Origin of the sequence: Kitasatospora setae KM-6054 (assembly GCF_000269985.1) — a bacterium.
Classification (GTDB): domain Bacteria; phylum Actinomycetota; class Actinomycetes; order Streptomycetales; family Streptomycetaceae; genus Kitasatospora; species Kitasatospora setae.
In genome coordinates this window covers 5,222,037-5,247,900 of record NC_016109.1, presented here as the reverse complement: position 1 = coordinate 5,247,900, position 25,864 = coordinate 5,222,037, and the positions used below count along the sequence as shown (strand labels likewise).

The window sequence follows — 25,864 nt, the reverse complement described above, 5'->3', positions numbered from 1 at the left end:
AGCACAGCGCTCCGCCACACTTCGATGCAGGCTCACTGCCCGAAGAGCACGCACTCGGCTCTCATGGGCTCTCGGTGGCGGCCTGCGTCTCAGCCTTGCGCACGTCCGCCAGGGAACAGCCGTCGTCGTCCTTCCATCTGTCCACCCCGTTGACGCTGTACCCCGTCATCACGCTGGCAGCCGGGGACGGGTGAGTGAAGGTGTATGCCTGTGTCAACCGCAGGCGCTTGTCGTCCTCAATGACCAGCACCTTCTCCTCCAGGAGCTGTTCGCGAAGCCTGAGAGAAGCCTTGGGCATGGAGTCGGCGACCTCCCTGCGCGCGAAGGAACCCTCCAAAACGGTGAAGCCGTGCGAGCTCTCGTAGCCACTCGCAAAGGCCAGCTTCGCCTTCGTCTTCAGGTGGTACGTGTGCCGCGAAGGGCCCGCGCCGGCCGGGTCCACAGGTACAGGATGCGCACTCAGTTCCTCATCGAAGTAAGTGGCTCCCTGCAGCAGCATGATCGCGAGGGCGTGCTGGCGGTACTCCCCCAGAAAATGGGCATCCTGCGGATCCAGTGCGAGCGGATGCGGCTGGTTGGTGTTGATGACGGCCCGCCCGATTCTGCGGACCAGCGCGATCAGTTCTCCCTCAAGGACAGCAGTCACCGCAGTGCTGAGAGGGTGGTCGCCCGTGCTCGTCAGAACGAAGGTGTAGCTCCAGAAGTCCTTCGCCTTGGCCGTCTGATAGCCATTCATGCGGGTCTGCAGGGAATCGCTTCGGCCGATGTACAAGCGGTGCGGCTTGGCGAGGCTGTCGCCGTTGGGACCGACCAGGACGTAGACACCAGGGCGCGCCAGCTCACCACGCTCGCGGACTTCGCGGTATGCCAGCCGTGGAAAGGCCAAGACATGTCCGGTCCAGCCCCGGCGAGTGACCCGGCGCAACCCAGCAGCAGCACCGTCAACCAGCTCGACTGTGTAGAACTCTCTGGCGTGATCTTTCCCTGGCATGTCGACAAGGCTCACACACAGCTCGGAGTCCCTGTACGCACCCCCCTGCTCCGCGCGTGATCCTCACGGTGTAATAGAGGTTGTCCTAGAATCTGAGCATGAAGCCGACCCGAGCTGGCACCACCGAGAACATCTCCGTGTCCATGCCCACCGAGCTGGTCAGTGAGCTCCGCTCTCGAGCCGGCCGACGCGGCCTGTCCAGCTACATCACCGAGGCCGTCAGGCACCAGCTCGCCATGGACGGGCTCGCCGAGATCGTCGCGGCCCACGAGGAGGAGCACGGCGCGCTCACGGAGCAGGAGGTCGAAGCCGCACGTCGCGAGCTCTTCGGAGACGAGAACGCCGAGAATGCCGAACGGGGCGCTGCGTGAAGGAGCAGCCGGCCCGCTCACTGGTGCTCGACTCCGAGGCGCTCTCCCTGCTCCTGCGCAACGACCGCGGGATGGCGGCTCGCATCGAGGCATCCCGGCAGGTCGGAGTTCCCGTCCTCGTGTCTGCGCTGACCATCGTTGAAGCCGCACGGGGGAAGACCGATCTGGCGCGCTTGAAGTGGGTGCTATCCCGGCTGCGGGTGGAACCGGTCAGCCAGGAGGACTCCCTGACCGCAGTAGCGCTGCTTCAGGACGCAGGCGGGCTGCACGGGCACAAGTACGCGATTGACGCCCTCGTAGCCGCGCTCGCGCTCCGTGTCCCGGCCCCCGTGATCGTTCTGACCTCCGACCGGGACGACTGGTCGAAGCTCTGCGGGAAGCGCGTGATCATCAGAGACGTGTAAGCACCGCCGACTACTGGGTTAGTGAGTTCACTGGCACCAGTGACACGCCGCGTACCCCCCCCCCCCCCCCCGCCGCCGCTCCGCCTCCGCGAACGCCTCCGGTGACCACTCCCACCAGTCGACGGGGTTGTCGGCGTGCTGCTGGAGATAGGGCGACGTGGCATCAGCGAGGCGGCGATACCCGTGCTCCGCAGCATGGTTCGGCTGCAGCGCGAGTACGGAGCGCGAGACAGGGCGCCCTGACCCGCGCGTCTTGACGACAACACGCTGGCACGGCTGGACAGTCCGATCCACAGAGCAGTATCCCCGGGCCGCAGAACAGTACGCTGGGCCGAGCAGGATCGAGCCCGTCGAGTCCACCCAGCGGAGGTGCGCCGATGACCGCCGAGATGGTCGCTCCCCAGTGGATGCACCACCCGATCACCGCTGACGAGTACGGCTCCTGGTCCGAGGAGCAGTGCGCGGGCATCGAGATCGTGGACGGGATGGTCGTCGTGAGCCCGCGCGCCTCCAATCGGCACAACCGCCTGGCCCGGATCCTGGCGAACGCCCTGGATGCGGCCGCCGGTCCGGACTGGAACGCCGACACGGACTTCGACGTCCGCCTGCAGGACGTGCCGCTCACCAACCGGCGGCCCGATGTCGTGGTCTACCGGGCCGAGACCATCGACATCACGCCTACCCGCCCGGAGCACGTCCTCCTGGTCGTCGAGGTCGTGTCATCGGGGTCGGAGACCACCGACCGCATCGTGAAGGCGGATCAGTACGCCCAGGCCGGCATCGCCTTCTACTGGCGGATCGAGCAGACCGCCAACGGCGTCCCTCTCGTCTGCACCTACGTCCTCGACCCCGCGAGCCGGTCCTACCGCGACGCGGACGTGTTCACGGGCGCGATCAGGACGGCCGTCCCGTTCGCCGTCGAGATCGACCTCAGCGTGATCTGACCCCGCTCTCCGGACGCGTGACCGGTCGGCCTCGGAACGGGACGGTTAGCTGGTCTTCAGCCCAGGCGGCTAAGCCCCGAGCCGATCACCATACGTGTCCATGCCGGCACTATTCGGAAAAATGCCAGGCCAGAACCACCTGGTTGTGTGAAGTCACTGGCAGCAGTGACCCGCCGCGAGCCGGGCGCGGTACCCGGCTCGCGGCGGGTGCGCCCGAGGACCGAAGGTTCCGCACTGGAGGCCCGGGACGGCTCCGATGGCCGTGGGCGGAGGGTGCGCCGCATCATGGGTGGCAGTGGTTCGGAACAGTCGTGCCCTTCGTCGGCGACGCGCTGCGCCGCTTCCACCACATGCGGTTGCGTGCACGGTCGTGCGCGCCCTGTCCCTCGCGCCCCAGGAGCCACTGTGGCGAGCCTGCGCTTCAACCCGCCCCCGAACTGGCCTCCCGCTCCCACCGGTTGGACTCCCCCGGCTGACTGGCGGCCCGACCCGTCCTGGCCGGCGCCGCCTGACGGCTGGCAGCTGTGGATCTCCGAGGACCCCGGAGTGTCGGCGGTCAGCCGACCGGCTCCACCACCGGGTTTCGAAGACCGGGGTGCCCGCCCGAAGCTCTTCGGCCGACGTCGCGGGCGGGCGGACGACGAGCTGGCCCAGTTGCGCGAGTGGATCGCTCGGACGCAGGGCCCGGACGCCCTGGAGGCGGTGCGGGCAGTGGTCCTGGCCCGGGCCGAGGCCGAAAGCATCCGGGCGGAGGCCGAGGAGGACGCCCGCGGGCTTCGCTTGGAGGCCCGCGACGCGGTACGCCGGGAGACCGCCGAGATGCAGGCCATCCTCAAGGAAGCGGGCAGGGCGCGGAAGGAACTGGAGCGGGCCCAGCAGGACCTGTCCGAGGTGCGGAACCGTCTGACCGAGGCCCAGGCGCAGATCGTGGTGACCGAGGACGCCGCCCTGTTGCAGCAGGTCGGGGTGTACGACTACCGGCACCCGCTGCAGGACGCGGTCGCCTATCGCACCCGCCTGGACTCGCTGCGGGCGGAGATCAAGGAGATGGTGCGCGCGGGGCAGGCGGTGCGGTCCGTCTCGCAGTGGACCGTCAACGGGTCGCAGCGCGAGGGCAGGAAGATGGTGCGGGACTTCTCCAAGCTGATGCTGCGCGCCTACAACGCCGAGGCCGACCAAGCGGTGCGCACCATGCGCCCGTACCGCGTCGGCCCGTTGGTCGACCGTCTCTACAAGACCCGCGAGACCATCGCCAAGCTGGGCGCCACCATGCAGATCCGCATTGCGGACGGCTACCACGACGCCCGCGTACGCGAGTTGACGCTGACCGCCGACTACCTGCAGAAGAAGGACGAGGAGAAGGAAGCCCAGCGCGAAGCACGGGCCCGCCAGCGCGAGGAGGAGCGGGCGCAACGCGAGTTCGACCGCGAACGCGAGAAGTTGGACAAGGAGCACGACCACGTCCAGACGGCTCTGCGGCGGCTGCGTGAGCGTGGCGACCCGCAGGGTGTCCTGGACCTGGAGAGCAGGCTCGCCGACATCGAGTCCGCCCTGCGCAGCGTGGAGGCCCGGGCGGCGAACATCCGCACCGGCTACGTCTACGTCATCTCCAATGTGGGTGCCTTCGGCGAACACATGGTCAAGATCGGTCTGACCCGCCGACTCGAACCCCTGGACCGCATCTACGAGCTCAGCGGCGCATCCGTGCCGTTCCGCTTCGACGTCCACGCGCTCATCTTCAGCGACGACGCCGTCGGCCTGGAGACCAAACTCCACCAGCACTTCGCGGACCGCCGGGTCAACCAGGTCAACACCCGACGCGAGTTCTTCTACGTCAGCCCCGCGGAAGTCCGGGACGCCCTGCAGGAATACGTCGGACAGCACCTGGTCGAATTCACCGAGGTGCCCGAGGCGCTCGAGTGGAGAGCCAGCGGCGGCAGCCCGGCTTGAGCGACGCGCTGGTGCGTGACCGCGTCCGGGACGTGCCGGCCCGGGCAGGTGTCGCTTCCCAGGACGTGTGCCGCCGGGCCGGACGCCGGGCCGGACGCCGTGTCCGGATGTGACAGCAGCCCGTCATTGTCCCGTCCGGCGGGGCGGCTGAGGATGGGGGCATGTCCAGTATCCGCCGCGTCGTGATCGCGGTCTTCCCCGGTGTCGACCTGCTCGATGTGACCGGCCCCGCCGAGGTGTTCGCGTTGGCCGGGCGGGAGGGCGGGGGCGGGTACCGGGTGGAGTTGGCGGGGCGGGCGCGGGGGGAGGTGGTCACGGCGGCGGGGGTGCGGCTGGTGGCGGACCTGGCGTTCGACGAGGTGGGCGGGGCGGTGGACACGCTGCTGGTGCCGGGGGCGGTCGTGGCGGGGCCCGGCGGGGAGGCCGCGCGGGTGGACGGGGACGTGGTGGCGTGGGTCGCGGCGGTCGCGGCGCGGGCCCGGCGGGTGGTGGCGGTGTGTGCCGGCGCGCACCTGTTGGCGGCGGCCGGGCTGCTGGACGGCCGGACCGCGACGACGCACTGGTCGGCGGCGGCGGGGCTGGCGGCCGGGCATCCCGAGGTGACCGTCGACCCGGATCCGATCTTCGTCCGCTGCGGGGACGTGTGGACCGGCGCCGGGATCAGCTCCGGCATCGACCTGGCGCTGGCGCTGGTCGCCGAGGACCTGGGTGACCGGGTCGCGCAGGCGGTCGCCCGGCAGTTGGTGGTGTACCTGCGGCGGCCGAGCGGCCAGAGCCAGGTCTCCGTCCCGCTGAGCCATCCGCCCGCGGCCCGCCAGGGCGTCGACGAGCTGCGGGTGTTCATCGTCGACCACCTGGACGGCGACCTGTCGACCCCCGCGCTGGCGGCCCGGATGTGCCTGAGCGAACGCCACTTCGCCCGGGTCTTCCGCCAGGAGACCGGGACGACCCCGGGCGCCTACGTGGAGGCCGCCCGGGTGGAGGCGGCCCGCCGCCTGCTGGAGAGCACCGACCGGTCGCTGGAGCAGGTCGCCGCCGACTGCGGACTCGGCTCGGTGGAGACCCTGCACCGCGCGCTGCGCAAGCGGGCCGGCACGACGCCCGCCGCCTACCGCCGACGCTTCCGGGCCGGTGCCTGACCGCCCCCGGAACCCGAACCGCCTGACCACAGGCCCCCGTTCACCCACCGCACCGAGGAGCCGGCGCCCGTCGGCCGATCGGCCGTGCCCTGCTGCCCGTACGCGTGCGCACACGCGTGCCCCCAGAAGAGGAAGGCCCGGACCGTGTTCCTGCCGAAGTCGTTGAGCGTCCTGCGAGAGCGCCCCTACCGCCTGCTGTGGACGGCCCGCAGCATCTCCGCGGTGGGCAACGCCCTGATGCCGGTGACGGTGGTGTTCGCCGTCCTGGGCACGGGCGGCAGCGTGCTGGACGTGGGGGCCGTGCTGACCTGCCAGGCGGTCGGGCAGGTGGTGATGCTGCCGGTGGGCGGGGTCTGGGCGGACCGGCTGTCCCGCAAGCTGGTGCTGCTGGTGACGGACGGCGCGCAGGCGGTCTGCTACGGGTTGCTGGCCGCGATGGTGCTGCTGGGGCAGACGGCGGTCTGGCAGTTCGGGGTCACCTACACGGTGGCCGGGATGGCCTTCGCGTTCTTCACGCCGGCCTCCCGGGCCGTCGTGCCGGAGCTGGTCGGGGCGGAGGACCTGCAGTCGGCCAACGCGCTGCTCGGGCTGACCGACAGCAGCACCAAGGTGCTCGGTCCGGCGCTCGCCGCGGTGCTGCTGGAGGTGACCGGCCCGGGGGCCGCGATCCTGTTCAACGCGGCGAGTTTCCTGCTGAGTTTCGTGCTGCTGGCCCGGATGCGGCTGGCCCGGCCGGCCGAGCCGCCGCAGCGGCGGCGGTTCTTCGCGGAGCTGCGCGAGGGCTGGACGGTGGTGGCGCGGCGCCGCTGGTACCTGGCGAACCTGATCGGCTGGGGCGTGTGGAACTTCGCGATCGCGTTCTTCTTCGTGCTGGGCCCGGTGGTGCTGCAGCAGGGCCGCGGCGGGGCCGCCGCCTGGAGCACGGTGCTGGTCACCGGCGCGGTGGGTTCGATCGTCGGCGGGCTGGTGGCGCTGCGCTTCCGTCCGCGCCGCCCGCTGGTGGCCACCAACGCGACCGCGCTGTTCGGCGCCGTCCCGCTGGCGCTGCTGGCCTTCACCGCGCCGGTCGCCGCGATCGCGGCGGGCGTGGCGCTGGCCTTCGTGATGACGGCGCTGGTCAACGAGGTGCTGGCGACCGTCCAGCAGCAGCTCTTCCCCAGGGAGCTGCTGGCCCGGGTCAGTTCGCTGGACTGGATGATCTCGCTGCTCGCGATGCCCGCCGGCTACGCGGTGGCCGGCCCGGCCACCGAGCTGTTCGGCACCCGCACCACCCTGCTGGCCGCCGCGGCCCTGATCGGCACCCCGTGCGTCCTGCTGAACCTGCTGCCGGGCGTCCGCTCGGTCCGCGCGCTCCCGGACGGCACCCTCACCGTCGCCCCCGCCCCGGAGGACCGGGCGGCCGCCGCACCGACCGGCTGCCCCCGCCCGCCGCTGCGCGCCCGCTGACACCCGCCGCCCACCGACAGCCGACAGCCCCGCACCCGTACGAGCACCTAGGGCGCCCGGACGCGGTCAGTCGTCCTTGGGGTCCGGCTGCTCGGCGAAGTCGATCTTCTTGAAGCGGGCGTTCATCGACTTCAGCAGGAACCAGGTGGCGACGCCGAGGGCGGCGAAGACCACGAAGCCGAGGAGGCCGGGGGTGACCTTGGCCTCGTCGAGGGCCAGGGCGTTGGCGAGCTGGACGGGGTTCACGGGGGTGCTCATTCATCCATGGTGACCCGGCCTTAAGCCGGCCGGGGCACCGGGGGGTGCCGGGCGGGCGCGGCGGGGTGCCGCGCCCGCCCGGGCGGGGGTTACTTGCGGAGGCCGGCGAACAGGTCGGTCTCGGGGAGGTCGGTGTCGACCAGGGACTTGGCGAGCTCGTAGTCCTCGGTGGGCCAGACCTCGCGCTGGATGGCGAGCGGGACGCGGAACCAGGGCCCGTCGGGATCGATCTGGGTGGCGTGCGCGATCAGCGCCTTGTCCCGGATCTCGAAGTAGTCGGCGCACTCGACCCGGGTGGTGATCTCCCGCTCGGCGCGGCCGGACTTCTCCCAGCCCTCGATCCACTCGCCGTACGGGGAGTCGTGCCCGTTCTCGCTGAGGTAGGCGTGCAGGGCGCGGATCCGGCCCATCGGGAAGCCGTGGTTGTAGTACAGCTTGGACGGCTGCCAGGGCTCGCCCGCCTCGGGGTAGGCCGCGGGGTCGCCGGCCGCCTCGAACGCGGCCATGGTGATCTTGTGGGTCATGATGTGGTCGGGGTGCGGGTAGCCGCCGTTCTCGTCGTACGTGGTGATCACGTGCGGGCGGAACTCGCGGATCAGCTTGACCAGGGCGCCGGCCGCGACCTCGACCTCCTCCAGGGCGAAGCAGCCCTCGGGCAGCGGCGGCAGCGGGTCGCCCTCCGGGAGGCCCGAGTCGACGTAGCCGAGCCAGGACTGCCGGACGCCGAGGATCTCCCGGGCGGCGTCCATCTCCTTGCGGCGGACCTCGTGGATGTTCTCCTCGACCCAGGGGTCGCCCTGCAGCTTGGGGTTGAGGATCGAACCCCGCTCGCCCCCGGTGCAGGTGGCGACCAGGACCTCCACGCCCTGGGCCACGTACATCGCCATGGTGGCGGCGCCCTTGCTGGACTCGTCGTCCGGGTGCGCGTGCACCGCCATCAAACGCAACTGCTCGCTCAACGCCTGGTCCCCTTCAGGTACAGGTATGTCCGGTTCGTCTGGCCGGCTCCCCCCGCCGCCTCCGGCGCGGACGTGCCCCTCCTATAGTGACGGACTGGAGGGCCTGTCCATTCCCACCGAAGGACGAACGCCCCTCCGCGAAAGGACCGACCTCCGCCATGGACCACAGCCCTACGCCCGGGACCCGCACCGCGCCGCCCGCCGCACCGCCGGCCGGCCGCTACAGCCGGGACGACGACCGGGCCGCCGACCGCAAGCTGCGGGTGGCCGCCGTGGTCTGCGGGGTGCTGTTCCTGGGGCTGGTCGCCTGGCTCGGCGGCTCGTACCTGGTGCGGGAGACCAAGCTGAACGGTACGGTGCCGACCTTCCAGGCGGTCTCCGACTCCGAGCTGCAGCTGCAGCTCTCGGTGCGCAAGGGCGACGGCGTCTCGGGGGTGTGCACGGTGCGCTCGCAGGGCGCGGACGGCTCGGTGGTCGGCCAGTCGGACTTCCCGGTGCCGGCCGCGGGCGACAGCTACGTCGAGGTGGTCACGCTGCGGACCACCGCCCGCGGCACCACCGCGGAACTGCTCGGCTGCACCCCCGACGAGAAGTGACACCCGCCGCCGGGACGTGACACCCGCCGCCGGGACGTGACGCCCGCCCCCACCGTCCGGACGTGGCGCCCGCCGCCGAGCGGCCGCGCCCGCCGTCGACCGGAAGTGGCACCCGCCCGCGCCGCCTCGCTCACCCTTTCGGTGGGTCCCCGGCCGGGGAGCGCCCCCGGCGGCCCGCAGACCTCCCGTCCGCGCCCGGAACTTGTTAGGCTCGTGGTTTCGCCCCTTCCGCGCCGCCCGGCTCGGGAGCGGGCGTTGCTTTGCATCTGCCCAGGAAATCGACCCACCGCCGCCGTTCCACCCCCGGGGCGGAGCCAGCACCGACGCGAGGAGCACCCTGTGACCCAGACCAACGATGACGTGACCTGGCTCACTCAGGACCACTACAACAAGCTGAAGGCCGAGTTCGACCACCTGACCGGGCCCTGGCGCATCGAGATCGCGAAGAAGATCGAGGCCGCGCGCGAGGAGGGCGACCTCAAGGAGAACGCCGGCTACCACGCGGCCAAGGACGAGCAGGGCAAGACCGAGGCGCGGATCCGCCAGCTGTCCCAGCTGCTGGAGCGGGCGAAGGTCGGCGAGGCTCCGGCCGACTCCGGCGTGGTGGCCCCCGGCATGCTGGTGAAGGTCGCCTTCGACGGCGACGAGGACGACACCATGGAGTTCCTGCTGGCCTCCCGCGAGGTCACCGACGGCGACATCGACGTGTACTCCCCGCAGTCGCCGCTGGGCCGGGCCATCATCGGCAAGTCGGTGGGCGAGGACGCCCAGTACGAGCTGCCGAACGGCAAGAAGGCGCGCGTGAAGATCACCGAAGCCAAGCCGTTCTCCGGCTGACCCGGCCGACCCGACAGCCGGTCCGGGCACCGCGTCCGGTCCGGCCGCCGCGGACGTACGACGACGGCCGCTCCCCCGGGTGGGGGGAGCGGCCGTCGTGCGTGTCGCGGGCGCGGGTGCGAGCGCGGGCGCTCAGCCGGCCGCGCGGCGGTACTTGCGCACCGACAGCCAGGAGAACACCGCCAGGATGACCAGCGACCAGGCGATCGACACCGGCACGGCGTGCTGCATCGGCCAGGAGTCCGGCACCGGGCCGAGCTGGTTGCCGAACAGGCTGCGGCAGGCCTGCACGGTGGCGGAGAACGGGTTCCAGTAGGCGACCGGCTGGAGCCAGTCCGGCATCGAGTCGACCGGCACGAACGCGTTGGAGACGAAGGTCAGCGGGAACAGCCAGATCAGCCCGGCCGAGGTGGCCGCCTCGGGGCTGCGCACCGACAGGCCGATCAGCGCGCCGATCCAGGAGAAGGCGTAGCCGAGCAGCAACAGCAGGCCGAACGCGGCGAGCGCGTCCAGCACGCCGTTGTGGATCCGCCAGCCGACCAGCAGCGCGACCAGGGCCAGCACGACCACGGTGAACGCGGTCTGCACCAGGTCGGCCAGGGTGCGGCCGGTGAGCACGGCGGCGCGGGCCATCGGCAGCGAGCGGAACCGGTCGACCAGGCCCTTGGTCATGTCCTCCGCGATGCCGGCCGAGGCGCCGGCCACCGCGAAGGTGACGGTCTGGGCGAAGATGCCGGCCATCAGGTACTCGATGTACGTCTGGTGGCTGGGCGGGGCGCCGGGGATCGCGATCGCGCCGCCCATGACGTACGAGAACAGCAGCACGAACATGACCGGCTGCATGAGCCCGAAGACCACGATCTCGGGGATCCTGGTCATCCGCCGCAGGTTGCGCTTTGCCACTACCCAGGAGTCGTGCGCGGTGGCGGCGACGCCGCGCCGCGGGGTGACGGGGGCGCCGCCGATGGCGCCCCGGGTGTCGGAGAGTGTCATCTCAGGCGTCCTTCCCCTGGCCGCGGCGGCCCTTCCCGGCCTTGGCCGGCGCGCCGTCCTCGTCCTCGTCGGCCGCGCCGTCCTCGGTGGCGTGGCCGGTGAGCGAGAGGAAGACGTCGTCGAGGGTGGGGCGGCGCAGGCCGATGTCGTCGATCTCGATGGAGCGGGCGTCCAGTTCGCGGATGACGTCGGCGAGGACGCGGGCGCCGCCGCTGATCGGGACGGTGATCCGGCGGGTGTTCTTCTCGACCGCCGGGTCGCCCTTGGCGTACGGGGTGAGCGCGGCGAGCGCCTCGGGGACGAGGTCGGCGGCCCGGACGACGACCTCGATCCGCTCGCCGCCGATCTGGCTCTTCAGCTCGTCGGCGGTGCCGCGGGCGATCACCTTGCCGTGGTCGACCACCGCGATGTCGTGGGCGAGGCGGTCGGCCTCCTCCAGGTACTGGGTGGTGAGCAGCAGGGTGGTGCCCTGCTCGACCAGGGTCTCGATGACCTCCCAGAGGGCGAGCCGGTTGCGCGGGTCGAGGCCGGTGGTGGGTTCGTCGAGGAACATCACCGGGGGCCGGACGACCAGCGCGGCGGCCAGGTCGAGCCGGCGGCGCATGCCGCCGGAGTAGGTCTTGGCGGTGCGGTCCATGGCCTCGGAGAGGTTGAACCACTCCAGCAGCTCCAGCGCCCGCTTCTTCGCGTCCCGGGCGCTCATCTGGTAGAGCTCGCCGACCATCTGCAGGTTCTCGCGGCCGGTGAGGTACTCGTCGACGGCGGCGTACTGGCCGGACAGGCCGATCAGGCTGCGCACCTTGTTCGGGTGCTTGAGGACGTCGACGCCGGCCACGGTGGCCCGGCCGGAGTCCGGCTGGAGCAGGGTGGTCAGGACGCGGACGGTGGTGGTCTTGCCCGCGCCGTTGGGGCCGAGCAGCCCGAGCACGGTGCCCTCGGGGACGTCGAGGCTCACGCCGTCCAGCGCGCGGACGTCGCCGAACGTCTTGACCAGGTTCTCGGCTTCGATGGCTGCCGCCATGGGGCTGCCTCATCTCCTGATGCGAGTCGGTTTTGGGTGGGGATCATCCGATTTGTTACCCGGGCTCGCCGAAGGCGAAGCTCGCGATACATCGCAAGATGCTTCCACTCGCGATATATCGCGTCAAGCCTCGTAGGTGAGCCCGATCACAGCCTGCCACCCGGCACCGACAATCCCGCCCGGGCCGGGCCGCTCAGCGGCTGACCACGTACCCGGCCTCGCGCAGCTCGCCGATCACCAGCGCGCAGTGCTCCGGGCCCTTGGTCTCCAGGTGCAGGTCCACCTCGACCTCGGTCAGGCCCAGCTGCGGGTCGATCCGGACGTGCGCGACGTCCAGCACGTTGGCGTCCACCCGGCCCAGCACGCCCAGCAGGTCGGCCAGCGCGCCCGGCCGGTCGAACAGCCGCACCCGCAGCGACAGGTAGCGGCCCGCCGCGGCCAGGCCGTGCCGCAGCACCCGCTGCATCAGCTGCGGGTCGATGTTGCCGCCGGAGAGCACCGCCACCACCGGGCCCTCGAACCGGCCGGGCTCGGCCATCAGCGCGGCGATCGGCGCCGCCCCGGCGGGCTCCACCACCAGCTTGAGCCGCTCCAGGCCGACCAGCAGGGCCCGGGAGAGCGCGTCCTCGGAGACCGTCAGCACGCCGTCCGCCAGCGAGTTGACCACCTCGAACGGGAGGTCGCCGGGGCGGCCGACCATGATGCCGTCCGCCATGGTGGCGAACCGTTCCAGCGAGACCGGGCGCCCCGCCGCCAGCGACAGCGGGTACGCGGCGGCCGCGGCCGCCTGCACCCCGATCACCCGGACGTCCGGGCGCAGCGCCTTGACCGCGATCGCCACGCCCGCCAGCAGCCCGCCGCCACCGGTGCCGACCAGCACGGTGCGCACCTCGGGGCACTGCTCCAGGATCTCCAGGCCGAGCGTCGCCTGACCGGTGATCACGTCGTGGTGATCGAAGGGGTGGATGAACGCGGCGCCGGTCAGCTCGGCGTACTCGTGGGCGGCCCGCAGCGCCTGGTCGACGTTGGCGCCGTGCAGCTTGACCTCGGCGCCGTACTCGCGGGTGGCGGCGACCTTCGGCAGCGGCGCGGCGAGCGGCATGAAGACGGTGGAGCGCACCCCCAGCAGCGCGGCGGCCAGCGCCACGCCCTGCGCGTGGTTGCCGGCGCTGGCGGCGACCACCCCGGCGGCCCGCTCGACCGGCGAGAGGCCGGCGATCCGCACGTACGCGCCGCGCAGCTTGAACGAGCCGGTGCGCTGCAGGTTCTCGCACTTGAGGTGGACCGGCGTGCCGGCCACTCCGGAGAGGTGGCGGCTGGTCTGCATGGGGGTGACCCGGGCCACCCCGGACAGCATCTTCTGCGCGCCCCGGACGTCGTCCAGGGTGATCGGCCAACTGTGCATGGCGGCAGCCTAGGACGCGGGTGGTTCCGGTGTGCGCCCGGCACGCGTACGCTGCTGGTCACGAGTCGCCCGCACCCCCACGTGAGCCGCGATGAGCCAGCCTGTGCCGGACCTGCCCGCCGATCCCGACGACCTCCGTGCCGAGAGCCAACTCCCCTACCAGGTCGCGGTGTTCGCGCGCCGGATCAGTGTGGCGGGGGAGCTCGACCGGGCCGCGTTCCTGCTGCTGGAGCAGCTCGCCGCCGACGGCCCGGCGAACGTGAAGACGCTGGCGGCGGCGCTCGGGGTGGACTCCTCGACGGTGACCAGGCAGGCCGCGCCGCTGCTGCGGGAGCGGCTGGTGGCCCGGCTGCCCTACCCGGCGGACCGGCGGGCGGTGCGGCTGGCGCTGACCCCGCTGGGGGCCGGGCGGCTGGCCCGGGTGCGCCGCCGGCGGCGGGAGTTGATCGGCGAGCTGACGGCGGGCTGGACGGCCCGGGAGCGGGCGCTGTTCTGCGCGCTGCTGGCCAGGTTCAACGACGGTCTGCTGGACCGCCGTTGAACCCCCGTGAGCCGACGGCGGGTCAGCCGAGCGCCTGCTCCAGGTCGGCGAGCAGGTCGGCGGCGGCCTCGATGCCGACCGAGATCCGCACCAGGTCGGCGGGCACCTCCAGCGGGGAGCCGGCCGCGGAGGCGTGGGTCATCCGGCCGGGGTGCTCGATCAGCGACTCGACGCCGCCCAGCGACTCGCCCAGGGTGAAGAGTTCGGCCCGGTTGCAGACCTCGACGGCCGCCTGCTCGCCGCCCGCGACGCGGAACGACACCATGCCGCCGAACGCCTTCATCTGCTTGGCGGCGATGTCGTGCCCGGCGTGGGTGGGCAGGCCGGGGTAGAGCACCTGGGTCACCTTCGGGTGGCCGGACAGCAGTTCGGCGACCTTCTCGGCGTTCTCCGAGTGCCGGTCCATCCGGACGCCGAGCGTCTTGATGCCGCGCAGCACCAGCCAGGAGTCGAACGGCCCGGCCACCGCGCCCATCGCGTTCTGGTGGTAGGCGACCTCCTCGGCCAGGCCCGGGTCGGCCACCACCAGGGCGCCGCCGACCACGTCCGAGTGCCCGCCCATGTACTTGGTGGTGGAGTGCACCACGACGTCCGCGCCGAACGCGATCGGCTGCTGCAGGTAGGGGCTGGCGAAGGTGTTGTCGACGACCAGCTTCGCGCCGGCGGTGTGCGCGATGTCGGCGACGGCGGCCAGGTCGGTGATGCCGAGCAGCGGGTTGGACGGGGTCTCCACCCACACCGCGCGGGTGGTCGGCCGGATCGCCTCGCGGACCTTCTCCGGGTGGTGCGTGTCGGCGACGGAGAACTCGACGCCCCAGCGGGTCAGCACCTTGGCGAACAGCCGGAAGGTGCCGCCGTACGCGTCGTTCGGGATGACGATGTGGTCGCCGGGCTTGAGCAGGGTGCGCAGCAGGGTGTCCTCGGCGGCCAGCCCGGAGGCGAAGGCGAGGCCGCGCGCGCCGCCCTCGATCGCGGCCAGGCACTCCTCCAGCGCGGTGCGGGTCGGGTTGGCGGAGCGGCTGTACTCGTAGCCCTCGCGCAGTCCGCCGACGCCGTCCTGCTTGTAGGTGGACACCTGGTAGATCGGCGTCACGACTGCCCCGGTCCGGGGGTCCGCTTCCTGCCCCGCGTGGATGGCGAGGGTCTCGAAGCCGTGGGAAAGCTGGTGCTCGGTCATACGGCTGAGCCTAGTGCGGTGGATGGTCCGATCGGGGGTGCCGCGACGGGGCGCCCGGCCGCCGGGTGACCGCCCCGCGTCGCGCGGGGCCGGTCGGGTGCGGAGGATGGAGGGGTCAGCCGCGCCCGCCGGCGGGCGCGGGTCGTTCTCGGCCGGAGGTGAACGGTGATGGCCGGGTTGGTGCGGATGAGTCTGGACGAACCGGAGGAGGTCCGCCCGTTCGAGGGCGGCAAGGGGCAGTTGGCGCTGGTCAACCTGGCGGCCGGCGGCGTCGGCCGGGCGGTCTTCGAGCCGGGCTGGCGCTGGTCGGAGCACGTGAAGCCGATCGCCGGCACGGACAGCTGCCGGGCCGCGCACGCCGGTTACGTGATCTCCGGCCGGCTGCGGGTGGAGATGGACGACGGCGAGGCCGCCGAGTTCGGCGCGGGCGACTTCATGCTCTGCCCGCCCGGGCACGACGCCTGGGTGGTCGGCGACGTGCCCTGCGTGGTGCTCGACTGGCAGGGCTACGCCGACTACGCGAAGCCCCGGAGCTGAGCGGGCCGTTCAGGCCCGCCGCACCTCGTGCAGGAAGCAGCCGTACTCGACGGCCCGCACGTGCAGCACGGCGTTCGCCGGGTCGGCCAGCAACTCGGCGGCGATCAGCGGGAGTTCCTCGGGCTCGCCGATCCGGCCGCCGAGGATCCGGCCGTCCGCCGAATAGGCCCGCAGCACCCGGTGCCCGCCGTGGAAGCCCGCCGGCCAGCCGCCGGGGTGGCCGGCGCACGGCTCGGCGTGCACGAAGACCGGGCCGGTCTCCAGGTACGGCCCGGGGTCGCAGCCGGTCTCGGCGGCCCAGCGCAGCAGCGGCGCGTACGACAGCAGGACGATCCGGTCGCCGGGCCGGGCCCTGGTCAGGCAGCAGCGCAGCGGGTGGCCGCCGGCCTCGGTGGTCTCGGCCGCCCGGGCCCGCCCGGCGTCGTCGGCCCGGCGCAGCCCGGCGAGCACCTCGGCGGGGACGGCCCGGACGTCCAAGCCGATCCCTGCGGTCGCAGGGATCACAGGGGCCTCGGCGGCTTCAGGGGCGGCAGTGGTTTCCATGCCCCCAGCCTGCGCCCGGACGGCGCCCCGGACCGGCGGCTTCCGGACGTCGCACTGCCCCGCGCCACCCGTCCCCGAGCGCCCCGAACGCACCACGGCCCGCCGCAGGGGTTCCTGCGCCGGGCCGTGGCGGCAACTCCCTTGTGGCTCAGGTGAGTTCGGGAGCGAGCTGCTTGATGTCGGCGAATTCGAGACCGCTCTTGTTCATCTGCTCGGCGGTCGGCCGGTCGATGCCGAGCTTCTCCAGTTCGGCGAACTGGGACTCGGTCAGCGGGGTGCCGGGGCCGAAGTCCTCGTAGTCCGTCTCGTCACCCGGCTCCCCGACGAACGAGGAGAACAGCCCGCCGAGTTGGTCCGCGGCGAGCGGGGTGGCGCCGGCCGGTGCGGTGACCTCGCCGGCGCCGGTGGAGATGCCGAAGCGCAGCGGGAGGTGGGTCGACCAGCTGGTGCTGTCGGCGAACTGGGCGACGTCGAAGGTGATCGCCTGGAGGTTGCCGTCCTTGAGCTGCAGGTCGGCGTGGAAGTTGCGGTTCGGCACGCTGTCGAAGCCCTTGTCGCCGGGGAACAGCGGGTAGTTCGGGGCGGTGTCCTTGGCGATCTTGCTGAACGACTCGTACAGGCTCTTGACCAGCGGGCGGGCGGGCGCGGAGACCCGGATCAGCTCGACGCCGTCGGTCTTGCCCTTGTCCTCCAGCCTGATGTTGTCGCCGAAGGCCTTCTTGACCGACTCGCAGGCGCTCCTGGCGATCGACGGGTCGGGGCTGGGCGCGCCCTTCGAGCCGGTGCCCTTGCCGGTGCCTCCGCCGGTGCCGCCCAGCGCGCCGAAGCCGGGCACTTCCTGGGCGAGCTTGCCGAACTCGGCGGTGTCGATCGAGACCCACTTGCCGTCGACCAGGTCCTTGAGCGGGGCGGCCTCGGGCGGCAGGTCGTCGATGCCGGCCGGGTCCTCGCTGGCCAGCTTGGCGATGCCGCGGAAGTCGACCTTGGCGTACGCCTTGTCGCCGATGACCCGGATGTCGGCGTAGGGCTTGCCGTCCTTCTTGCTGTTCAGCGCGTAGTCGAGCGCCATGCCCTTGGTGTCGCCGGTATCCGTGCCGGCCGTGTCGCAGCCGTTCTCGAAGAACCCGGTCTCCTTGAGCGGCTTGTCGAAGCCGACGGTCAGGGAGAGCGAGAGGTCGGAGAGGAGGTCGGCGGCCTTCCGGTCGATCGGGTCGTCCGCGGCCTTGCCGAAGGCGACCAGCTGCTCGGCGGTGGCGTCCAGCGAGAGGTCGACCTTGACGGACTTGGCCTCGCCGATCCGGTCGAACGCCTTCTGGACCTTCTGGCCGGTGGTCAGCTGCTCGACGGTGCCGCAGGCGGCGACGCCGCCGCCGATCAGGACGGCTCCGGTGGTGACGGCTATGGCCGCGCGGACGGAACGGCGGCGAATGGCGCTGTTGATGGCTTGGCTCCTGCTACTGGAGGCGGTTCGGGCCCGGTCGGCCCTGCCGCGGAGGCAAGCTCAGCACAATGGCGCGTCCCCCCGCACGCGAATATTTTTACCATTCGTTTAGACGGCTCTCACATCCCCCCTGCCGTTCCGTGCCCGAACCGGATCCGGTTCGGGCCCGGCCCCCGGACCGCCCGCGGCCGGGTCAGACGGCGCTCCCCGCCACCCAGTCCGCCCAGGCCATGTTCCAGCCGTTCAGGCCGTTGCCCGGATTCACCGTGCGGTCACCGGAGTTGACCACCTCGACCACGTCGCCGACCATCGAGCTCGCGTAGAACTTCGCCGCGCTGGTGGTCGGGTCGTTCCCGCCCTGCACGTCCTGGAGCGCGATGCAGCCGTGGCTGGTGTTGTCGTTGCCGAACTGCGAGGCGGGCGACCAGTAGTTGCCGTGGATGAAGGTGCCCGAGGTGGTCAGCCGCTGCGCGTGCGGCACGTCCGGGATGTCGTACTCGCTGCCGAGGCCGACCGTGCTGGAGTTCATCCGGGTCTGCTGGTACTTCTCGGAGATCACCAGCTTCCCGCCCCAGGTGCGGTGTTCGGGGGCGCCGCCGATCACCGGGTAGGTGGCGGTGACCTGCCCGTCGGTGCGGACGGTGAGGGTGTCGGCCCTGAGGTCGGCGGTGGAGACCTGGCTGCGGCCGACGGTGAAGGTGACGTCCTTGGACTGCGTCCCGTACACGCCCTTGGCGCCGGCCACGTCCTTGAGCCGCAGCTTGAGGGTGACCCGGGTGCCCTTCGCCCAGTACTGCTCGGGGCGGAAGTCGAGCCGGGTGGAGTCGAACCAGTGGCCGACGATCTCCACCGGCGGGTCGGCGACCACGGTGATCGCCTGCTGGACGGCCTTCCGGTCGGTGATCGCCTTGTTGAAGTTGATCGACACCGGCATGCCGACGCCGACGGTGGAGCCGTCCTCGGGGGTGAAGTAGCCGACGAAGGTGTTGGCCGGGGAGGCGGTCGAGAAGCTCGCGTTGGCGTCCGCCGGGCGCTTGTCCTTGTCCACGGCCGAGGCCGCGACGGTGTACGTGCTGCCGCTGGAGAGCTTCGCGGTGGAGGTCCAGCTGGCGCCGTCGGCGGCGAGCTGCCCCGCTATCCGCTTGCCGGTGCCGTCGGTGACGGTCACCGAGGTCAGCGTGCCGTCCAGCACGGTGACGGTGACCGGCTGGGTGAACGGCGCCGCGGTGGCGCCGTCGGCGGGCGTGACGGTGATCTGCGCGACCGAGGCCCTCGGGCTGGTCGACGGGGAGCCGGAGGCCCCGGACGCGGCGGGCTCCGAGCCCGCCGCGGACCCGCCGGACCCGTCCTTGCCGCCCCCGCCGCCCGAACAGGCCGCGACCAGCAGCACCGGAGCGCCCAGCAGCCCGGAGAGCATCCCGCGCCGGCTCCAGTTGCCGCCGCGCGGCCGGTCCTGCTTCTCCCCTGCGGTCACGACCACGCTCCTCGTCCCAAGATCACGCATTTATGTGCAGATCGTACGAGAGTACCCAAGTGCTGCGCAGAACGGACAAAAGCCCGGTCCGGGGGTACCGGACCGGGCTCTCGACCGCTGGGCGGAGGCGTCACTGCACCTCGTACTCGTCCCAGCTCTCGTCGTCGGGGTCGTAGTCGGTGCTGGCGGACTCCCAGGTCGCGGAGGCAAGCTCCACGCCGGGGACGTCGCCGAGCAGGGCGACCGGGTCGACGAAGTGGGCGAGCGAGCCGGTCGGGTCCACCTCGATGGCCTCGACGGCCTGGGCCCGCTCCTCGTCGTCCAGGTACTCGTCGTCGGAGACCTGGGTGAGCGCGGCGGCCTTCAGGGCCCCCTCGTCGGTGATCTCGGCGATCAGCTCGATGGTGAGGCGAACGTAGCGCGGGGCGTCCTGCTCGGGCAGGTCGGTGCTGGTCATGCCAGCGAGCCTAGGGCCTCGCACACCCTTCCGGAAACGAGCGCTCCGGGGGCCGGGGACGGCACGACCCGGGAGCGGCACGAGGAGGGGCCGGCCCGGACGAACCGGACCGGCCCCGCTCTCCTCCGCGCGGGCACCCCCACCCGGGAGCCGCGCGGAGCCGCGCCTCGCGGCGCGACATCTGCCGCGGGAACCGCCGCACCCTGATGACAGGGGCGGGACGACGGCGCCTCCCGCGGACCGGACACGGTGGGCCGGGTCAGGGCCGACCGGTCGTGTCCTTGGTGGTTCCGGAGTCCGGGGAGCCGCTCCCGTCGTCCTTCGCCACCGCTTTCGGCTTTTCTGCCGTGCTTCAAAGATGCCCTGCCCGTGTTAACCCGGTGATGCGCAGTTGTGACGTCCGGGTACCAACCGACCCGGGCCCCGCGCTTTCACCCGGACGGACGAATCCCGCCCCGGGCCGGCGGGCTACCGGGCCGGCGGGCTCAGTGGGCCACGGGCTCAGTGGCCGGCCCGGGAGGTCAGGAAGGCCAGCAGGTCCTGCCGGGTCACGATGCCCTGCGGCTTGCCCTCGACCAGCACCACCACCGCGTCGGCCTTCTCCAGCACCGCCATCAGGTTGGTCACCGACTCGCCGGAACCGACCACCGGCAGCGGCTTGGACATCACCCTGTCGAGGCTGTCGGTCAGCTGGATCCGCCCGCTGAACAGGGCCTCCAGCAGTTCCCGCTCGACCACCGAGCCGACCACCTCGCCGGCCATGATGTCCGGGTGCCCGGCGCCCTGGGAGACCACCGGCATCTGCGAGACGCCGAAGTCCCGCAGCACCCGGACCGCCTCGGCCACCGTCTCGTTCGGGTGCATGTGCACGAACTGCGGGATGCCCTCGTGCTCCAGCGCGTCCTTGCGGCCCAGCACCTCGCCGATGTGCGCCTCGTCGGTCGCGGTCGGCAGGAAGCCGTAGTCGGCCATCCAGTCGTCGTTGAAGATCTTCGACAGGTAGCCGCGGCCACCGTCCGGCAGCAGCACCACCACCACGTCGTCCGGCCCCAGCTCGCGGGCCACCTCCAGCGCCGCCACCACGGCCATCCCGCAGGAGCCGCCGACCAGCAGCCCCTCCTCCTTGGCCAGCCGGCGGGTCATCCGGAACGAGTCCTTGTCCGAGACCGCCACGATCCGGTCCGCGACCTGCCGGTCGTACGCGGTCGGCCAGAAGTCCTCGCCGACGCCCTCCACCAGGTACGGCCGCCCGGTGCCGCCCGAGTACACCGAGCCCTCCGGGTCCGCCCCGACGACCTGGACCTTCCCGCCGGAGACCTCCTTCAGGTAGTTGCCGGTCCCCGAGATCGTCCCGCCGGTGCCGACGCCCGCCACGAAGTGGGTGATCCGCCCCTCGGTCTGCTCCCACAGCTCCGGGCCGGTGGAGTGGTAGTGCGAGGCCGGGTTCTCCGGGTTGGAGTACTGGTCCGGCTTCCACGCGTTCGGGGTCTCCCGGACCAGCCGGTCCGAGACGTTGTAGTACGAGTCCGGGTGCTCCGGCGCGACCGCGGTCGGGCAGACCACGACCTCGGCGCCGTACGCCCGGAGCGTGTTGATCTTGTCCGTGGACACCTTGTCCGGGCAGACGAAGATGCACTTGTAGCCCTTCTGCTGGGCCACGATCGCCAGCCCCACCCCGGTGTTCCCGCTGGTGGGCTCGACGATGGTGCCCCCGGGCTTGAGCGCCCCGGACGCCTCCGCCGCCTCGATCATCCGCATCGCGATCCGGTCCTTCACCGAACCGCCCGGATTGAAGTACTCGACCTTCGCCAACACGGTGGCGCTGATCCCCTCGGCGACCTTGTTGAGCTTCACCAACGGGGTGTCGCCGACCAGCTCGATGATCGAATTGTGGTACCGCACGGGGGTCCTCCCGGTCGATGGCATCACTGATGTGCCGAAACCCCCAGCCTAGGCCCCACCCCCCTGCCCCCACCCCCCACCACGAAACCACCCCACCCAGAACCCGCCACCCCGCCACCGCCCCCACCCACCCACCCACCCACCCACCGCAGGCGCCCCCCACCCCCTCCCCACCCGCCGCAGGCGCCCCCCGTCCGGCAGCCGGGTGGTCCTCCCCCGGCGAGCCGGTACGCGGAGGCGCTCCGGGGGTACCACTGGGGTACCGGTGTGCGGAGTGGAGAGGGGGTTGCCGATGGCCGGCTCGCAGGCGTCGAGGGCCCGGGTGGCGCGGCGGATCGCCACCGCGGCGGCGTACGGGGGTGGTGGGCTGGGGCTGCTGGGGGTGGGTCTGGCGGGGGTGCTGTTGACCGAGAGCCGGATGGCGATCCGGGCGATCGGCGTGCTGGACGGGGACCCGCCGCACGCGGACGGGGTGTACGGCGAGGGTTTCGCCGACCCGGCGGACTCGCGGGAGCCGCTGGTGCTGGCGTTCCTGGGCGATTCGACGGCGGCCGGGCTCGGGGTGCGGCGGGCCCGGGAGACGCCGGGCGCGCTGCTCGCGTCGGGGTTGGCGTCGGTCGCGGAGCGTCGGGTGCGGTTGGTGAACGTGGCGCGTTCGGGTTCGCGCTCGTCGGATCTGGCGCGGCAGTTGGAGCTGGCGCTGCCGCACCGGCCGGACGTCGCGGTGGTGATGGTCGGGGCGAACGACGTGACCCGGCACGCCCCGGCGGCCCGGAGCGTGCGGGAGCTGGGCGAGGCGGTGGGTCGGCTGGTCTCGGCGGGCTGCCGGGTGGTGGTGGGCACCTGCCCGGATCTGGGCACGATCAAGCCGGTTCGGCCGCCGCTGCGCTGGGTGGCGCGGCGGGTGAGTCGGCAGCTCGCGGCGGCGCAGACCATCGCGGTGGTGGAGGCGGGGGGCCGGACGGTCTCGCTGGGGTCGCTGCTGGGCCCGGAGTTCGCGACCCGTCCGGAGCTGTTCGCCTCGGACCGCTACCACCCGTCCGCGCAGGGGTACGCGACGGCGGCGATGGCGCTGCTGCCCTCGGTGTGCGCGGCGCTCGGGCTGTGGCCGCAGGAGTCGGCGGCGGGCGGCGCGGCGGAGCCGCAGGCGGTGCTGCCGGTGGCGGTGGCGGCCGCGGCGGCGGCGGGGCGGTCGGGCACCGAGGTGACGGCGGCGGGCCCGGAGAACGGCACCTGGCGGTGGGCGACGCTGAAGCAGCGCTTCCGACTGGCGCTGCCCCGCGGCGCGGACGCCCAGCCGGCCGGCGCCGTCGACACCGCTGAGCGCTCCGGCCCGGCCGGGTCGGCCAACTCACATCCGGAGGCGGATGACGCCGGAGCTACCAAGCGGTAACTTTCCGGGGAGGTCCACCGACCGACCGCCCCGAGACAGTCCAGCGAGGAGCCCGCCATGCCCGAAGCCGTCATCGTCAGCGCCGCCCGTTCGCCGATCGGCCGGGCGTTCAAGGGCTCGCTCAAGGACGTCCGCCCGGACGACCTGACCGCGCAGGTGATCGGCGCCGCGCTGGCGAAGGTCCCGGAGCTGGACCCGCGGCAGATCGACGACCTGATGCTGGGCTGCGGCCTGCCGGGCGGCGAGCAGGGCCACAACCTGGCCCGGATCGTGGCCGTGCAGATGGGCATGGACTACCTGCCGGGCGCCACCATCACCCGTTACTGCTCCTCGTCGCTGCAGACGACCCGGATGGCGCTGCACGCGATCCGGGCCGGCGAGGGCGACGTCTTCGTCTCGGCGGGCGTCGAGACCGTCTCGCGCTCGGTGAACGGCTCCTCGGACGGCATGCCGGGCACCATGAACCCGCTGTTCGACGAGGCGCGGGCGCGCACCCAGCACCGGGCGGAGAACGGTGGCAACGAGGGGGCGGCGCGCAGCGCCTCGAACGAGGGTGGCGGTGGGCGACGGGCGGGCTGGCACGACCCGCGCGAGGACGGCCTGCTGCCGGACGCGTACATCGCGATGGGCCAGACCGCGGAGAACCTGGCGGCGCTGAAGGGGATCACCCGGGCCGAGCAGGACGAGTTCGGCGTGCGCTCGCAGAACCTGGCGGAGGCGGCGATCCGGTCCGGCTTCTGGCAGCGCGAGATCACCCCGGTGACGCTGCCGGACGGCACCGTGGTGAGCGCGGACGACGGCCCGCGCGCGGGCGTGACGCTGGAGGGCGTCTCGGGGCTGAAGCCGGTGTTCCGCCCGGACGGCACCGTGACCGCCGGTAACTGCTGCCCGCTGAACGACGGCGCGGCCGCGCTGGTGGTCACGTCGGACACCAAGGCGCGCGAGCTGGGCATCACCCCGCTGGCCCGGGTGGTCTCCACCGGCGTCTCCGCGCTCTCCCCGGAGATCATGGGCTACGGCCCGGTGGAGGCGTCCCGGCAGGCGCTGCGGCGGGCCGGGCTGTCGATCGGCGACATCGACCTGGTGGAGATCAACGAGGCGTTCGCGGCCCAGGTCATCCCGTCCTACCGGGACTTGGGCGTCGACCTGGACCGGCTGAACGTGAACGGCGGCGCGATCGCGGTCGGCCACCCGTTCGGCATGACCGGCGCCCGGATCACCGCCACGCTGATCAACTCCCTGCAGTGGCACGACAAGCAGTTCGGCCTGGAGACCATGTGCGTGGGCGGCGGACAGGGCATGGCGATGGTGATCGAGCGCCTGAGCTGACTGGACCAGACCACTGTGGCGCGCGTCTCACCCATCCGGAGTGACGCTGCGTGATTGAGGGCCGGATCACACCGACGGTGCGATCCGGCCCGTTTTTCGCCCCTCCGCGACCGAATGATCGACGCACCGGATTGGATCAACTCCGCAGCGTAGAAAGGTATTACCTAACAATTTGAGGACAAGTAGGAAAGTCACGTACAAATCCGACATCAGCCACTGCAGTTACCGCCGCCGATACGGCAGTGTGGAGGCGTAACCCCGTTCCGCTCCTCGTTGGGAGTACGTTCCGTGAGCGCCGTCTTCCTCTCCCTGCTGCTGGTACTGATCGCCCTGACCGCCGCCGTCCTGCTCCACCTCCGCCTGCTGGCACGGAAGTTGGACGCCAGGCAGCACGCCCCGCAGGTCGACGAGGCGTTGATACGCCACGCCGTCGCCGAGGCGCTCGCCGCCGACCGGGAACGGGAGATCACCGAGGCCCGGGCGTTCTGGGCCGAGCAGGAGGCGCGCGCCGCCGAGGACTCGCCGCTGTTCGACACCCCGTTCACCACCATCGGCGAGGACTGGCCGATCTTCTTCCCCCGCCCGACCGGCCCGCAGGACGCCGCCGACAACAACGGCGTGATGGACCCGGAGTTCGGCGAGGCGCTGCGCCACGCGCTGGAGGACCTGATCAAGGAGGGCCCGGCGGACGAGCCGCCGGCCGGCGGCTCCCGGGCCGCGCACCCCTCGCAGGGCGGCGGCCTCCCCGGCCCGCAGGGCCCCGGCTTCCCGGCTCCCGGCTTCCCGACCCCCGGTGACAGCGGCGACGTGCGGGCCCGCCGCGAGGCCGACCTGCTGGCCACCGGCCTGGAGGCCGGACTGCTGGACGCCGAGGCGGAGCCCGCGGCCGCGCCCGACCCGCGCCGGCACCCCTCGCACCCCGACTTCGTGCCCAGCCCGACCCCGTCCCGCGAGTGGACCGACGACCGGCTGGCCGCGCTCGCCGAGGAGCGGATCGCGCTGACCGACGTCCGCCCGGGCCCGCTCGGCACCCTGGACGTGTACGCCTTCGCCGACGGCACCACGCTCTGCGTCGCGCCCGGCGACCGGGAGGCCGCATACCGGCTGATCGACGCCGTCCGGGCCGGTGAGGACGTCCGGCTGCTCGGCGGCTCCCGGTTCTCCGGCTCGTACTCGCTGACCTTCTCCACCGACGACGAGACGGTCTACGTGCTCGCCGACCGGGTGGTCGCCTCGATCTGACCGGCTCGCCCGGCTCCCGCGACGGGGCGCCGACCGCACGGCAAGGGGTTGCCCGTGCGCTCGGCGCCCCGTCGGCGTTCCCGGCCCGACCGGGATCGAACCGGGCCGGTCAGGCGGTGAGCCGGTCGGTGTCCGCGAGGTCGGCGAGCGCGGCGGCCAGTTCCGCCGGGTGGCCGTCGCCCGCGGCGAGCGCCAGGTCGTGCCCGGTGACGGCGAGCTGGTCGCCGACCGCGAACGCCCCGCAGTCGGGCACCGGCAGCGCGGGCAGGCCCTCCAGCGCCCGGGCGGCGTCGGCCAGCCGGCGGGCCAGGTCGAGCGCGGCGGCGGCCCGGGACGGGTGCCCGGGGACGGCGGCCAGCAGGCGGCTCTGCGGCATCGCCCGGAAGCGGTCGGCGAGCCGGTCGACGGCCTCGGTGAGCCGCGCGGGGGTGGCGGTGGTCTGCTCGGACATGCCCCGAGCCTAGTGCCGCGCCGGGCGGCCTCCGCCGCCCTCGCCGTGCCCCCTCCCCATGGC

26 protein-coding genes and 1 pseudogene are annotated in these 25,864 nt (G+C 72.4%); 13 read left to right on the top strand and 14 right to left on the bottom strand.

Annotation, left to right across the window (positions count from 1 at the left end; genetic code table 11):
- Window positions 1-61 precede the first annotated feature (61 nt).
- Entirely contained in the window at window positions 62-1,006 is a 945-nt protein-coding gene (locus tag KSE_RS38760) for a DUF4357 domain-containing protein (protein WP_051738454.1), read from the bottom strand.
- A gap of 83 nt (window positions 1,007-1,089) precedes the next feature.
- Here KSE_RS38760 and KSE_RS23420 point away from each other — a divergent pair, with 83 nt between their 5' ends.
- Window positions 1,090-1,362, top strand: coding sequence for a hypothetical protein (locus KSE_RS23420; RefSeq protein ID WP_014137826.1), 273 nt, complete (start codon window positions 1,090-1,092; stop codon window positions 1,360-1,362).
- On the top strand, window positions 1,359-1,766 hold the full coding sequence (locus KSE_RS23415; RefSeq protein WP_014137825.1) for a type II toxin-antitoxin system VapC family toxin: 408 nt from the start codon (window positions 1,359-1,361) through the stop codon (window positions 1,764-1,766). Before KSE_RS23420 ends, KSE_RS23415 begins: the two co-directional genes overlap by 4 nt.
- 33 nt (window positions 1,767-1,799) lie before the next feature.
- On the opposite strand, the pseudogene KSE_RS40295 reads toward KSE_RS23415, so the two are convergent.
- Window positions 1,800-1,976 (bottom strand): annotated as a pseudogene (locus KSE_RS40295) (DUF255 domain-containing protein); the annotation flags it as partial.
- A 167-nt stretch (window positions 1,977-2,143) separates the two neighbouring features.
- Here KSE_RS40295 and KSE_RS23410 point away from each other — a divergent pair.
- The 4 genes from KSE_RS23410 (at window position 2,144) to KSE_RS23395 (ending at window position 7,245) form a co-directional block, all read left to right on the top strand.
- Window positions 2,144-2,710, top strand: a complete 567-nt coding sequence (locus KSE_RS23410; protein ID WP_014137823.1) for a Uma2 family endonuclease — start codon at window positions 2,144-2,146, stop codon at window positions 2,708-2,710.
- A gap of 654 nt (window positions 2,711-3,364) precedes the next feature.
- The gene (locus KSE_RS23405) at window positions 3,365-4,660 is read left to right on the top strand and encodes a DUF4041 domain-containing protein (protein WP_231873215.1); all 1,296 of its coding nucleotides are present in this window, start codon (window positions 3,365-3,367) and stop codon (window positions 4,658-4,660) included.
- 161 nt (window positions 4,661-4,821) lie between these two features.
- Window positions 4,822-5,799, top strand: coding sequence for a GlxA family transcriptional regulator (locus KSE_RS23400; RefSeq protein WP_014137821.1), 978 nt, complete (start codon window positions 4,822-4,824; stop codon window positions 5,797-5,799).
- Window positions 5,800-5,943: 144 nt separating this feature from the next.
- On the top strand, window positions 5,944-7,245 hold the full coding sequence (locus KSE_RS23395; protein ID WP_051055358.1) for an MFS transporter: 1,302 nt from the start codon (window positions 5,944-5,946) through the stop codon (window positions 7,243-7,245).
- A gap of 66 nt (window positions 7,246-7,311) precedes the next feature.
- Here the strand turns inward: KSE_RS23395 and KSE_RS23390 are convergent, their stop codons facing one another.
- Together KSE_RS23390 and mca are read right to left on the bottom strand one after the other, a co-directional pair.
- Entirely contained in the window at window positions 7,312-7,503 is a 192-nt protein-coding gene (locus tag KSE_RS23390; RefSeq protein WP_014137819.1) for a hypothetical protein, read from the bottom strand.
- A gap of 89 nt (window positions 7,504-7,592) precedes the next feature.
- Window positions 7,593-8,462 carry a mycothiol conjugate amidase Mca gene (gene mca / locus KSE_RS23385; protein WP_033260258.1) on the bottom strand — a complete coding sequence of 290 codons (870 nt, stop codon included), beginning with the start codon at window positions 8,460-8,462 and terminating at the stop codon, window positions 7,593-7,595.
- Window positions 8,463-8,620: 158 nt separating this feature from the next.
- Between mca and KSE_RS23380 the strand changes: the two genes are divergently transcribed.
- Together KSE_RS23380 and greA are read left to right on the top strand one after the other, a co-directional pair.
- Entirely contained in the window at window positions 8,621-9,058 is a 438-nt protein-coding gene (locus tag KSE_RS23380) for a DUF4307 domain-containing protein (RefSeq protein WP_014137817.1), read from the top strand.
- Between the two features lie 339 nt (window positions 9,059-9,397).
- On the top strand, window positions 9,398-9,895 hold the full coding sequence (greA, locus tag KSE_RS23375; RefSeq protein ID WP_014137816.1) for a transcription elongation factor GreA: 498 nt from the start codon (window positions 9,398-9,400) through the stop codon (window positions 9,893-9,895).
- A 132-nt stretch (window positions 9,896-10,027) separates the two neighbouring features.
- Here the strand turns inward: greA and KSE_RS23370 are convergent, their stop codons facing one another.
- From KSE_RS23370 to ilvA, 3 genes are all read right to left on the bottom strand, one after another.
- The gene (locus KSE_RS23370) at window positions 10,028-10,888 is read right to left on the bottom strand and encodes an ABC transporter permease (RefSeq protein WP_014137815.1); all 861 of its coding nucleotides are present in this window, start codon (window positions 10,886-10,888) and stop codon (window positions 10,028-10,030) included.
- A gap of 1 nt (window position 10,889) precedes the next feature.
- Window positions 10,890-11,909 carry a daunorubicin resistance protein DrrA family ABC transporter ATP-binding protein gene (locus KSE_RS23365; protein ID WP_014137814.1) on the bottom strand — a complete coding sequence of 340 codons (1,020 nt, stop codon included), beginning with the start codon at window positions 11,907-11,909 and terminating at the stop codon, window positions 10,890-10,892.
- A gap of 193 nt (window positions 11,910-12,102) precedes the next feature.
- Window positions 12,103-13,314: a threonine ammonia-lyase gene (ilvA, locus tag KSE_RS23360; RefSeq protein WP_014137813.1), complete on the bottom strand. Its 1,212-nt coding sequence runs from the start codon at window positions 13,312-13,314 to the stop codon at window positions 12,103-12,105.
- A 91-nt stretch (window positions 13,315-13,405) separates the two neighbouring features.
- Here ilvA and KSE_RS23355 point away from each other — a divergent pair, with 91 nt between their 5' ends.
- Window positions 13,406-13,855: a MarR family winged helix-turn-helix transcriptional regulator gene (locus KSE_RS23355; protein ID WP_051055355.1), complete on the top strand. Its 450-nt coding sequence runs from the start codon at window positions 13,406-13,408 to the stop codon at window positions 13,853-13,855.
- A 22-nt stretch (window positions 13,856-13,877) separates the two neighbouring features.
- On the opposite strand, the gene KSE_RS23350 is transcribed toward KSE_RS23355, so the two are convergent.
- Window positions 13,878-15,032 carry a cystathionine gamma-synthase gene (locus KSE_RS23350; protein WP_014137811.1) on the bottom strand — a complete coding sequence of 385 codons (1,155 nt, stop codon included), beginning with the start codon at window positions 15,030-15,032 and terminating at the stop codon, window positions 13,878-13,880.
- Window positions 15,033-15,200: 168 nt separating this feature from the next.
- Between KSE_RS23350 and KSE_RS23345 the strand changes: the two genes are divergently transcribed.
- Window positions 15,201-15,569 carry a cupin domain-containing protein gene (locus tag KSE_RS23345; protein WP_014137810.1) on the top strand — a complete coding sequence of 123 codons (369 nt, stop codon included), beginning with the start codon at window positions 15,201-15,203 and terminating at the stop codon, window positions 15,567-15,569.
- Window positions 15,570-15,578: 9 nt separating this feature from the next.
- Here KSE_RS23345 and KSE_RS23340 read toward each other — a convergent pair whose 3' ends face one another.
- From KSE_RS23340 to KSE_RS23315, 5 genes are all read right to left on the bottom strand, one after another.
- Window positions 15,579-16,046, bottom strand: a complete 468-nt coding sequence (locus KSE_RS23340) for a DUF1203 domain-containing protein (protein WP_014137809.1) — start codon at window positions 16,044-16,046, stop codon at window positions 15,579-15,581.
- Window positions 16,047-16,260: 214 nt separating this feature from the next.
- Window positions 16,261-17,181, bottom strand: coding sequence for a hypothetical protein (locus KSE_RS23335; RefSeq protein ID WP_014137808.1), 921 nt, complete (start codon window positions 17,179-17,181; stop codon window positions 16,261-16,263).
- 565 nt (window positions 17,182-17,746) lie between these two features.
- Complete coding sequence (locus KSE_RS23325) at window positions 17,747-19,033, bottom strand: L,D-transpeptidase (RefSeq protein ID WP_014137807.1); 1,287 nt, start codon at window positions 19,031-19,033, stop codon at window positions 17,747-17,749.
- A gap of 124 nt (window positions 19,034-19,157) precedes the next feature.
- Window positions 19,158-19,484, bottom strand: coding sequence for a hypothetical protein (locus KSE_RS23320; protein WP_014137806.1), 327 nt, complete (start codon window positions 19,482-19,484; stop codon window positions 19,158-19,160).
- Window positions 19,485-19,985: 501 nt separating this feature from the next.
- The gene (locus tag KSE_RS23315) at window positions 19,986-21,410 is read right to left on the bottom strand and encodes a cystathionine beta-synthase (RefSeq protein ID WP_202523333.1); all 1,425 of its coding nucleotides are present in this window, start codon (window positions 21,408-21,410) and stop codon (window positions 19,986-19,988) included.
- 268 nt (window positions 21,411-21,678) lie between these two features.
- On the opposite strand from KSE_RS23315, the gene KSE_RS23310 reads away from it, so the two are divergent.
- The 3 genes from KSE_RS23310 to KSE_RS23300 all read left to right on the top strand — a co-directional run bounded on the left by KSE_RS23310 (window position 21,679) and on the right by KSE_RS23300 (window position 25,350).
- On the top strand, window positions 21,679-22,779 hold the full coding sequence (locus KSE_RS23310; RefSeq protein WP_014137804.1) for an SGNH/GDSL hydrolase family protein: 1,101 nt from the start codon (window positions 21,679-21,681) through the stop codon (window positions 22,777-22,779).
- Window positions 22,780-22,836: 57 nt separating this feature from the next.
- Window positions 22,837-24,108, top strand: coding sequence for an acetyl-CoA C-acetyltransferase (locus tag KSE_RS23305; RefSeq protein ID WP_014137803.1), 1,272 nt, complete (start codon window positions 22,837-22,839; stop codon window positions 24,106-24,108).
- Between the two features lie 288 nt (window positions 24,109-24,396).
- Complete coding sequence (locus tag KSE_RS23300; RefSeq protein ID WP_014137802.1) at window positions 24,397-25,350, top strand: hypothetical protein; 954 nt, start codon at window positions 24,397-24,399, stop codon at window positions 25,348-25,350.
- Between the two features lie 109 nt (window positions 25,351-25,459).
- On the opposite strand, the gene KSE_RS23295 is transcribed toward KSE_RS23300, so the two are convergent.
- Window positions 25,460-25,801: a hypothetical protein gene (locus tag KSE_RS23295; protein ID WP_014137801.1), complete on the bottom strand. Its 342-nt coding sequence runs from the start codon at window positions 25,799-25,801 to the stop codon at window positions 25,460-25,462.
- Window positions 25,802-25,864: the final 63 nt, after the last annotated feature.

What these genes read in the sequence shown, in the direction of transcription:
- KSE_RS23400 (WP_014137821.1), top strand. Translation starts at nt 4,822, where the DNA reads ATGTCCAGTATCCGCCGCGTCGTGATCGCGGTCTTCCCCGGTGTCGAC.
- ilvA (WP_014137813.1), bottom strand. Translation starts at nt 13,314, where the DNA reads ATGCACAGTTGGCCGATCACCCTGGACGACGTCCGGGGCGCGCAGAAG.
- KSE_RS23355 (WP_051055355.1), top strand. Translation starts at nt 13,406, where the DNA reads ATGAGCCAGCCTGTGCCGGACCTGCCCGCCGATCCCGACGACCTCCGT.
- KSE_RS23365 (WP_014137814.1), bottom strand. Translation starts at nt 11,909, where the DNA reads ATGGCGGCAGCCATCGAAGCCGAGAACCTGGTCAAGACGTTCGGCGAC.
- KSE_RS23420 (WP_014137826.1), top strand. Translation starts at nt 1,090, where the DNA reads ATGAAGCCGACCCGAGCTGGCACCACCGAGAACATCTCCGTGTCCATG.
- KSE_RS23345 (WP_014137810.1), top strand. Translation starts at nt 15,201, where the DNA reads ATGGCCGGGTTGGTGCGGATGAGTCTGGACGAACCGGAGGAGGTCCGC.
- KSE_RS23380 (WP_014137817.1), top strand. Translation starts at nt 8,621, where the DNA reads ATGGACCACAGCCCTACGCCCGGGACCCGCACCGCGCCGCCCGCCGCA.
- KSE_RS23350 (WP_014137811.1), bottom strand. Translation starts at nt 15,032, where the DNA reads ATGACCGAGCACCAGCTTTCCCACGGCTTCGAGACCCTCGCCATCCAC.
- KSE_RS23295 (WP_014137801.1), bottom strand. Translation starts at nt 25,801, where the DNA reads ATGTCCGAGCAGACCACCGCCACCCCCGCGCGGCTCACCGAGGCCGTC.
- KSE_RS23320 (WP_014137806.1), bottom strand. Translation starts at nt 19,484, where the DNA reads ATGACCAGCACCGACCTGCCCGAGCAGGACGCCCCGCGCTACGTTCGC.
- KSE_RS23335 (WP_014137808.1), bottom strand. Translation starts at nt 17,181, where the DNA reads ATGGCGCTCGACTACGCGCTGAACAGCAAGAAGGACGGCAAGCCCTAC.
- KSE_RS23370 (WP_014137815.1), bottom strand. Translation starts at nt 10,888, where the DNA reads ATGACACTCTCCGACACCCGGGGCGCCATCGGCGGCGCCCCCGTCACC.
- KSE_RS23410 (WP_014137823.1), top strand. Translation starts at nt 2,144, where the DNA reads ATGACCGCCGAGATGGTCGCTCCCCAGTGGATGCACCACCCGATCACC.
- KSE_RS23390 (WP_014137819.1), bottom strand. Translation starts at nt 7,503, where the DNA reads ATGAGCACCCCCGTGAACCCCGTCCAGCTCGCCAACGCCCTGGCCCTC.
- KSE_RS23310 (WP_014137804.1), top strand. Translation starts at nt 21,679, where the DNA reads ATGGCCGGCTCGCAGGCGTCGAGGGCCCGGGTGGCGCGGCGGATCGCC.
- KSE_RS23305 (WP_014137803.1), top strand. Translation starts at nt 22,837, where the DNA reads ATGCCCGAAGCCGTCATCGTCAGCGCCGCCCGTTCGCCGATCGGCCGG.
- KSE_RS23315 (WP_202523333.1), bottom strand. Translation starts at nt 21,410, where the DNA reads ATGCCATCGACCGGGAGGACCCCCGTGCGGTACCACAATTCGATCATC.